Raw genomic sequence first — 9,075 nt, 5'->3', positions numbered from 1 at the left:
GCTCCGCAGAAGGCGCAATCCGCCAGAGGAAAGCAGGGTGCGTCGGCCACGTCCGCCAACACGGCGCCTACGTCAATCCGGGGGCTCCGTGGTCAAAGACAAGCACTAGGGTGACGGTAGTGGCCATCGCCCCGCCGTTCTCAATGGGCCAAAAGCCTGCGCTGCGCTCCGGGTTTTGTCCCATGTTCACTGGCGGCGCAAAGGCTAGCTTTGTATTCCAAGCCTGGCGCCGGTGCTCGAATGATCCCGGATTGCGTAGGCGCCCTCGTTCGGCGCAACTACCACCACACAATACTAGATCAGTCAAAAGTCGTTTGCTCAAAGTAGATTTGAGCAATTCATCATCAACTCGTAAACCTCAGTAACTAAAATTCATGGATCAAGGAGTAGCAGGAACGGTTATATTGATTATTACAGGATTAGTTACATACGCTGGTTTAACTCGTTCAACTTACCAAGAGAAATATAAATTTGATGTAGACAGGATTTTAATTGACAAAGAATATTATAGACTTATATCATCTGGATTCGTTCATGCGAACTGGATTCATTTTGCCTTTAACATGGGGGCGTTGCTCTCGTTTTCGTATAGTCTGGAGATTATTTTTGGTATTGTGAATTTTGTTATGACGTATTTTTTTTCAATGTTAGGAGGGAGCTTGTTTTCGCTTTTAATACATAGAAATCATGGAGATTATACAGCAGTTGGAGCATCAGGAGGGGTAAGTGGTGTTATCGCCGCATCAATATTGTTGTTCCCGTTGAGCGAAATTGGCTTTGTAATATTACCCATTGGAATCAAAAGTTGGATATTTGGACTTTTATTAGTAGCAATATCAATCGTTGGTATCAAATCCCAATCGGATAATATTGGGCACGAAGCCCATCTCGGTGGAATACTTACTGGAGTCACAGCAACTCTATTTATTGACCCTATAGCAGTGTATACAAATTGGTGGGTTTTACTCATTTTAATAATTCCTATAATCTGGTTCTTATATATGATTTATACGCGCCCGGAAATACTACTCACAAATAATTGGGGCATTAGCAAGCCAAAGGTAAAACTTGCTAAAAGTCAGGATTCGAGAGTTGACGACATTTTGGAAAAAATAAAAGCTGAAGGATTTCAAAGCTTGACGAAAAAGGAAAAAGAATTACTCAAAAGGTATAGTGACACTGAATAATTGCCTTCAGGTTAACATCTTGAAAGATTCCCGATTGAGCTAATATCTGCATCCTGAAATTAAAAAGGAACAGTATTTCTGATCTGACTAAGTTATTGTGGTTTAAGTATATTTAAAAAATTATGCGCCGAACACCGCGCCATCGTCAAACCGGCGGTGGTGGTTTTGGGTGTCGAGTATGTTTTACCGACTACGAAAGAAACCTACACATCCGATACCTAATCGGTGAAGCCGGCCTGCGTTGGCGCAATCGTTCGGCGAAACTAAACACACAAACAGCTCTAAAAAAGAAGAAGAAGAAGACACACCTTAGAGAGCCAAACTTTAGCACTGATGAAGATTCAAAATTATTCAGCCGAACCATTATACGAACTGTACAACTGGATCCCTTACGGTCTAAAGGCTGAAGAGATTATATTTTTCCCAGATGCATGTCCAGGCAAATCGCCGCTCCCTACAGGCACAGTAGTCAAGACTTATCAGCATGACTGGAGAAGATTTGCGGTTTCTGATTGTGGCTGTGGAATGCTATTGGCAAAGTCTAGACTGTCCATGAATGATTTTGACAAAAGAGCTTGGGACTCTGTGTACAATGACTTAAAAAAGAATAAAGGAAAGCTTGGAGATCTTGGTTCAGGCAACCATTTCTTGGATGCTATTGCCGACTATAATGATGACAGTGTGTATTTTCTTATTCATACTGGATCAAGGAATGAGTCGCAACTTGTCGACCATTTGATCGATAAACCTGATGAATTCGACGTTACGTTTGAATCGGTGTGTCAATGGGCAAGTGACAACAGGTCCGCAGTATTAAAGTCAGTAGAGAAATATTTTGGAAAAACAGAAGTAATATTAGACAAGAACCATAATCATTTTGAAATTATAGATGACTATGTCATAATAAGAAAGGGAGCGGCAAAACTAACGCCGGGTGAATTGACAGTTGTCCCATCAAATATGGTTGGAGATATAGTAACTATTAGAGGAAATGAAGAAGTCGCCAAAGTTTACAATTCGATGTGCCATGGGACTGGGAGGACCATGTCAAGATCTGAAGCTAAAAAGCTGTCATCTTCTTATGATTATGATGAGCTACGAGGAAAAATATATATTCCTGAACCAATCAAAAACGAATCAATTAAAACAGATGCACCCTACTGTTACCGAAGTCTCGACGATTGCTTGCCTTTAATTTCAGATTTGGTCACTGTTGAACAGAGATTTAGACCTATAGCATATATAGGTCAAATTTAAAACAAAGATTATTCGCCGAACACCGCCTACCACGCACAGCCGCCGGTTAGGTTTGTTGGTGCTATTATCGCTTTAAAAGTGTCCAAAAGATTTCGAATACCAGTTGTGCTGACTGGTAAAGGCGGCCGTCGGGTAGGCAACCGTTGGGCGAAACAACCACCATACTCTACAGAGATGTCATTGCCCAAAAAAGGAATTCGAAAAATAACCGTAGATTCAATTCGCTACTATTGGACGGTACGGATAGACTATCAAAGCATGCAAACCCATGTAGGTATTGGACTAGTCGACGAGCCAAATAGTCATATTACATTAGTCACTAACCTCGAGGAAAAGGACCATACGCAAGACGGATCAAAATTTTTCTCCATAACACCATCCTTAATAAAAAGAGCCGTAAAATTTGCAGTTGATTCTGATAAGATAAAATGGAATGGTCAGATGGAATCTATGATTGAATTACAAAATGGAGTGTTTATCATCTCTTGACTGATATAAATTCAATAGAAGGTATAAATGGTTACAAAATTAAAAATTTACAACGCAGTAGACCTAATCTACGAAGACATGAAAAAGCGTCCTTTGACCCTGATCAGTCTCAATGAAATGGTGCCTAGAGAGATGCACAACGAGTTGATCGAGAATCCGTATGGTGATGGCTTTGCTGCATGGAAGCTTATTCCTAGCCAAATAACAGAAAGTTATCTACATGGAGTTGAGAAACAGCTAAAAGTCAAACTACCGACACATTACAAATGGTTCGTGCAGTACAAATACTTTATCAATATATATACACACAATAACGCTATATCATTCGAAAGGATAACTGAAGACAATAAGTTAAACGATATTGTGGCGTCCAATCTAGACAGCTTTTTTCGTAGCTCAATTTTGAATAATGGTTATTTAGCTATTGCTTCATTCTATGACTATGGTTGCGTAATATTAAATTGCGAGGAGGGAGATGACAAAGTGTATGTAAGCATGTTTGAGAATTTAGATCGAAAGTTTAGGTACGCTGACAACCTTTTGGAAATCCTATCATTAGATCCAGATTATGCAAATCACTTTATTGAAATGCATAATTCAACAGGATGGAAATAAATTCGCCCAACACCGCCTACCACGTACAGCCGCCGGTTAAGTTCTTGGGTGCTATCATAGCTTTAGAAGCGCGTATCATTAATGCCGGCACCCGCAGTGTTTGCTGGTTATGGCGGCCGTCGGGTAGGCAATCGTTGGCTGACATCCATTGCCGCACTTGCCGTAAAGCTTAATTATTGGGTATAAGAGTAAAATTAAAATGGATTATGATAAAACTCCTTGAAGCAGATGGTTGTCGTTTACAAAGCTTATATTTGAAACCTTATGACCATTGACAGTCCGCACCTTACATTATATATCTATAATAAGCAGGATAATTAAGCGATGTATCCTTATGAGATTACCAGAAGATATAGTATCCGAATCTGACTTGGAAAGGAGTTGGGAAAAAATTTTCTCAATTTTTGATTTAATGATTGAAAATGGATATAAGCTTAGACCAATTAGGTCATTGATTAGGTATGTAATAGAAAAAGGTTATTCAAAATATATTTATGCTGGTACATCATATCGATCGCTACTGATTTCCCTTCCAAGCGATATGGCGTTGAATTTCACTAAGACTTTAAGAATTCAAATTGATCAAAACCGTTCTGTTGTCAATTTTGTCTACAATTGCAAAGTGCCAAGATCTGAAAAACCTGAATTTGAGTACGGCTGCCAGTTAACTGAAATAATAGACACCTTCGAGTGGTTTATTCAATCTCATGAAGACTGGACTAGGATAACGTATTTATCAAGGTAACATAGTTTTGAGAAAAAACACTATTATTCGATAAGGCCATTTTTTAATTTCTAGCCCGAAGTATCTCGATAGAGCAACTGCGTAGTAGCAGTCCCCCCCGCAATACAGAAGCCGCTGTTGTACAGAAACAGTTTCACGCAGTACGGCTGCCGCTACCGCGTAGAAACAGGTCGCTATCGCTCCAAAAGAAAAAGGACATCAGCCAACATTGCGCCAGCATCACCCCGGCAGGTAAGCAGACTGCCTTCGATGACAATTTTATTCCTAGCTTAGAGCGATCCGTGATCCGCGGGCCAGTTCGGAAAGCCGGGGCGCGCCGGCGCACCCGTTGGGCGAAACGACCGCCATCAGAGGCGGCCCGAAATAAAATCTTATCGAGGATTAGATGATTCTGCAATTTATAATTATATTGCTAGGATGCGAAGAAGCACGCCTTACATGCATTTATGAACCGCTCTATAAACTTACTATTTGTCAGAGCATACATACATTACTTTAACCTCAATTAATCTGTTATGAAATATTTATTTGCAATCATTTTTATTTTAAGTTGCGTATGTCTCCATAGTCAGGTTAATCCAAATAACCACTACGTTAGACCATATGTAAAAAAAAATGGTACTGTAGTTCAAGGTCACTACAGAACGAATAGAAACGACACGAATAGAGATAATTACACTACAAAACCAAATGTCAATCCATATACCGGTACACCGGGAATCATAGAGCCGGATAATAACAACTATTTACCGAACTATAATTATTCAACGTATAGTACCACACCTAATTACGAATCGACTAGATATTATGATATTGATAGCTATTACAGACTAGAAAGTCAGAAAGATGATAACATTTCATATGATTCAGGTGCAGATTTCAATACCCAATATGATGACAATCAGCTTGGGAATCAGAATTGGCAATCACTCGATGACCTTCAGGATGAGCACGATCGTTGGATGCGTGAAGAGTACCCAAAGATTCAGGCTGAACAAGAACGTTGGATACGCGAGGAGTATCCAAAAATTCAAGCTGAACAAGAACGTTGGCTGCGCGAGGAATATCCTCAAATACAAAGTAGATATAGTCGATTAGGTCAAGAAAATAATTATTCATATGCAAATATTACCATAAGAAATAAAAAGGAAATCGATTATCATTTTCGCTATAGCTTGAGTGAAAGGAAAATTATTGAGGAGTTTTTGGATGATAAAAAATATTTAGTTGGTGAAGTAGACGGTGACTTTACTTCAACTACTGTAAATGCCATCAAAAATTATCAACAACAACATGGGTTGATTCAAGATGGATTGGTAGGACCCAAAACACTTACTGTGATGATTAACAGCTTATAAAGAAATCATCGCCCAACATTGCGCCATCGTCAAGCCGGCGGTGGTGCTTTTGGGCGTCGATCAAGGCTTAAACTCGAATTAAAAAGTTCGTCGAGATTCAGATGTTGGTCGGTGGAAGCCGGCCTGCGTTGGCGCACCCGTTGGCCGACATCATAGCCCGCAACAATCCATCCACACTCTTCTAGCTAATACAGATTAATTGCAATGCCCTAGTTACCCATGTTATGTACTATCATTATGATTCGGGAATGAACCGTTCTGTTTCGAGTTCTTCTCTTCTGACGGCTTAAACTTATAGATGAATTAGGAATTTGTAGAAGGTTGGATTTAGGTGGACTGAGTTCTAAAGCTCAATTGCGGCCTCAAATAGCATTTCTTCAAAGTAATTTAATTAATACACCATGGATTACGGCTTGATTAAAAAAATTAATCAACTTGACTTTAATTTTGATGACAATTTGATCTCGAATATCGGCGAATTGGAAAAGGCGCAGAGTAAAATTCATGAAGCTCTCATCAAAGCACGCATGAGAAAGCTCATGCAAGACTACGGCGAAAGAGATACAGATATATACGTTGTGACTTATCCGAAATCGGGCACAACCCTAATGCAGATGATTTTATATCAGATGACTACTTTAGGGACAATGAATTTTGACCATATATACGACGTTTCTCCATGGTTTCGATTTGCAGCCTATTACAATAAAAAGATGCCAGATTTAGATGAACGGAGAATAATCAAATCGCACGATGAGTATGAAATTTTGAAAGAGGTTGAAAAAGGGAAGTTCATATTCATCGTTCGAGACCTTCCAGACGTATTGGTTTCGCTCCTTCACCACGTTAGAAGCTATAACGATCCGAAAGCTGAATTGGACAATCTTATAGATCGCAAGATGAAGGAATGGTTCGATTACAATGTTTACTGGATCAAAAATCCAAACGGGTTAAAAATCCTTTATTTGAATTATGAAGATATTGTTAACAATAAAGAGGAAGTAGTGAGAAAAATAGCAGATTTCATAAATGTAACTTTAGACAAGGCAAAATTGAATAGAGTTATAAACAGAACATCTCTAAAATTTATGAAAACCTATGAATCAAAGTTTGGAGAACAACCAGAACAATGGAAGACCTACGATAATTTCATTCGAAAAGGCAAAGTGGGAGAGGGGAAACTGGCATTTACCGATCAGCAGGCAGATAAATATGAACAGCTTTCAAATGAGTACATGATTGAAGGAACTGTATTGGGACGGTACTTTTAAATAACTAGATCATATATCACAAATTAAAGTATAGACGTCGGCCAACATTGCGCCATCGTCAAGCCGGCGATGAAGCTTTTGGGTGTCGATCAAGTCTTTATAAGCTACCTTAAGGTTAGTCGAGATCCGGTGAGCTGGTTGGTGGTAGCCGGCCTGCGGTGGCGCCCCCGTTGGCGGCCATTGGCACTTTAGCCCGCGGCCTGATGCGAATTTAGTTGCGCATCTCCGTACCCGGGCTAAGGTCTGACCGGTAACCGCCGGGACTGCGCCATTCTGCAGCGAATCGACAAGTGGCCGGGCTAAAGCCCAGCCACCTGCGCTTCGCTCCGCAGAAGGCGCAATCCGCCAGAGGAAAGCGAGGTGCATCGGCCACGTCCGCCAACACGGCGCCTACGTCAATCCGGGGGCTCCGTGGTCGAAGACAAGCCCTGGGGTGACGGTAGTGGCCTTTGCGCCGCCGTTCTCAATGGGTCAAAAGCCTCCGCTACGCTGCGGGTTTTGTCCCATGTTCACTGCCGGCGCAAAGGCTAGCTTTGTGTTCCAAGCCTGGGGCCGGTGCTCGAATGATCCCGGATTGCGTAGGCGCCCTCGTTGTGTGCAATTAGGCCATACGTTACAAAGACATCGACAACCAAAATCCTCAGTAGCATAAAAATCGGTCAACCTAGTGAAGGGATAGTGATAAACTATAGGTAAGTACAAATCAGCTGATGGGCTCCAATCCTACGTTCTCAATTTCTCAATTGGATGGAAAGAATCTTAACATAAACCGATTGTCAATCCATAGTGCTAAGATATTTACACCAAGAACCAAATCTTAAGGCAATGCTATCTAACTTAGAACAAAAACTGTTACACCCCTCCTTATATAATTTATATGATGATGACGAGTTTGAAGACTATGGTAAAATAGAAATTTTAAATTTTTTATTAGGTGAAAAAAAGAAATCTTGCAAAATTCTAGTACGGTTTACGCTTAATAGCGATCTACAACAAAAAGACTTTGGATTAAAATTTACTGAAATACAGGACTACTCGTTAATTCCAGGTGTCACATCATATATAGAGATATTGGAAGAGGATCCAAGATTACTAATACATAATTCAGGATTGAAGTCTCTATATTTCACATCACCAGCTAGAAATCCGGATGAGTTGATTCGAAATGTTATGCAAATAACAAGTAAATCGTTTGATAATAAAATAAGCATAGAAAGTATTTTCACTGATTACGAAAGCTTCATATTTAGAAGCAGTATGGATTATGGTTTGTACGTCACCACGTCTGTCCCTGTTGTCGAACAAATCTTCCCTCTCTTGGTGGATCAAGGTATGAAACCTAGCATTTACGAATCAGCCAATTCAAATAAGAGCAGTTACAAAATACTGTACATAGCAAATTCCTGGATTATTTTTGAGAGCATGTCTATGACGGTCGTTAGCTAATTTAAAAAATGCACACAACACCGCCTACCACGTACAGCCGCCGGTTGAGCTTTTGAGTGCTATTATTGCTTTAGAAGCGGCCGTGGTGAACGTTGGCACCCGATGTGGTGGCTAGAGTTGGCGGCCGTCGGGTAGGCAATCGTTGGCGGCCATTGGCAGTTTAGCCCGCGGGCTGATGCCATCTCAGTTGCGCATCTCCGTGCCCGGGCTAAGGTCTGACCGGAAATCGCCGGGACTGCGCCATTCTGCAGCGAATCGACAAGTGGCGGGCTGAAGCCCGGCCACCTGCGCTTCGCTCCGCAGAAGGCGCAATCCGCCAGATGAGAGCGTGGTGGGTCGGCCACGTCCGCCAACACGGCGCCTACGTCAATCCGGGGGATCCGTGGTTAAAGACAAGCGCTGGGGTGACGGTAGCGGCCATTGCGCCGCCGTTCTCAATGGGCCAAAAGCCTCCGCTGGCGCTGCGGGTTTTGTCCCATGTTCACTGGCGGCGCAAAGGCTAGCTTTGTGTTCCAGGTCTGCAGTCGGTGCTCGAATGATCCCGGATAGCGTAGGCGCCCTCGTTGGCGGCCATTGGCAGTTTAGCCCGCGGCCTGATGCCAACTTAGTTGCGCATCTCCGTACCCGGGCTAAGGTCTGACCGGTAATCGCCGGGACTGCGCCATTCTGCAGCGAATCGACAAGTGGCGGGCTGAAGCCCGGCCACC

Annotated in this window: 7 protein-coding genes; all 7 read left to right on the top strand. The window is 41.9% G+C overall.

The window, feature by feature from the left end; all coding sequences use genetic code 11:
- Positions 1-374 precede the first annotated feature (374 nt).
- The 7 genes from DQG19_RS20520 to DQG19_RS21055 all read left to right on the top strand — a co-directional run bounded on the left by DQG19_RS20520 (position 375) and on the right by DQG19_RS21055 (position 8,368).
- The gene (locus tag DQG19_RS20520) at positions 375-1,187 is read left to right on the top strand and encodes a rhomboid family protein (protein ID WP_116128442.1); all 813 of its coding nucleotides are present in this window, start codon (positions 375-377) and stop codon (positions 1,185-1,187) included.
- A gap of 333 nt (positions 1,188-1,520) precedes the next feature.
- Positions 1,521-2,444, top strand: coding sequence for an RtcB family protein (locus tag DQG19_RS20515; RefSeq protein WP_116128440.1), 924 nt, complete (start codon positions 1,521-1,523; stop codon positions 2,442-2,444).
- Between the two features lie 567 nt (positions 2,445-3,011).
- Positions 3,012-3,548: an SMI1/KNR4 family protein gene (locus tag DQG19_RS20510; protein ID WP_157974639.1), complete on the top strand. Its 537-nt coding sequence runs from the start codon at positions 3,012-3,014 to the stop codon at positions 3,546-3,548.
- A gap of 334 nt (positions 3,549-3,882) precedes the next feature.
- Complete coding sequence (locus tag DQG19_RS21060; RefSeq protein WP_157974638.1) at positions 3,883-4,293, top strand: hypothetical protein; 411 nt, start codon at positions 3,883-3,885, stop codon at positions 4,291-4,293.
- Positions 4,294-4,808: 515 nt separating this feature from the next.
- Positions 4,809-5,651 (top strand): peptidoglycan-binding domain-containing protein, encoded by an 843-nt coding sequence (locus DQG19_RS20505; protein WP_116128436.1) that lies wholly within the window; start codon positions 4,809-4,811, stop codon positions 5,649-5,651.
- 401 nt (positions 5,652-6,052) lie between these two features.
- Positions 6,053-6,922, top strand: a complete 870-nt coding sequence (locus DQG19_RS20500; protein ID WP_116128434.1) for a sulfotransferase domain-containing protein — start codon at positions 6,053-6,055, stop codon at positions 6,920-6,922.
- Between the two features lie 825 nt (positions 6,923-7,747).
- Positions 7,748-8,368, top strand: coding sequence for a hypothetical protein (locus tag DQG19_RS21055; RefSeq protein WP_157974637.1), 621 nt, complete (start codon positions 7,748-7,750; stop codon positions 8,366-8,368).
- The last annotated feature ends 707 nt before the right edge of the window (positions 8,369-9,075 follow it).

It is taken from the genome of Lewinella sp. IMCC34183 (assembly GCF_003390915.1).
In the GTDB taxonomy this organism is placed as follows: Bacteria; Bacteroidota; Bacteroidia; order Chitinophagales; family Saprospiraceae; genus Neolewinella.
The sequence above is the reverse complement of the archived record's forward strand: the minus strand, read 5'-3'. Positions and strand labels throughout refer to the sequence as shown.

Coding starts and splice junctions, on each gene's coding strand:
- DQG19_RS20520 (WP_116128442.1), top strand. CDS start 375: ATGGATCAAGGAGTAGCAGGAACGGTTATATTGATTATTACAGGATTA.
- DQG19_RS20515 (WP_116128440.1), top strand. CDS start 1,521: ATGAAGATTCAAAATTATTCAGCCGAACCATTATACGAACTGTACAAC.
- DQG19_RS20510 (WP_157974639.1), top strand. CDS start 3,012: ATGAAAAAGCGTCCTTTGACCCTGATCAGTCTCAATGAAATGGTGCCT.
- DQG19_RS21060 (WP_157974638.1), top strand. CDS start 3,883: ATGAGATTACCAGAAGATATAGTATCCGAATCTGACTTGGAAAGGAGT.
- DQG19_RS20505 (WP_116128436.1), top strand. CDS start 4,809: ATGAAATATTTATTTGCAATCATTTTTATTTTAAGTTGCGTATGTCTC.
- DQG19_RS20500 (WP_116128434.1), top strand. CDS start 6,053: ATGGATTACGGCTTGATTAAAAAAATTAATCAACTTGACTTTAATTTT.
- DQG19_RS21055 (WP_157974637.1), top strand. CDS start 7,748: ATGCTATCTAACTTAGAACAAAAACTGTTACACCCCTCCTTATATAAT.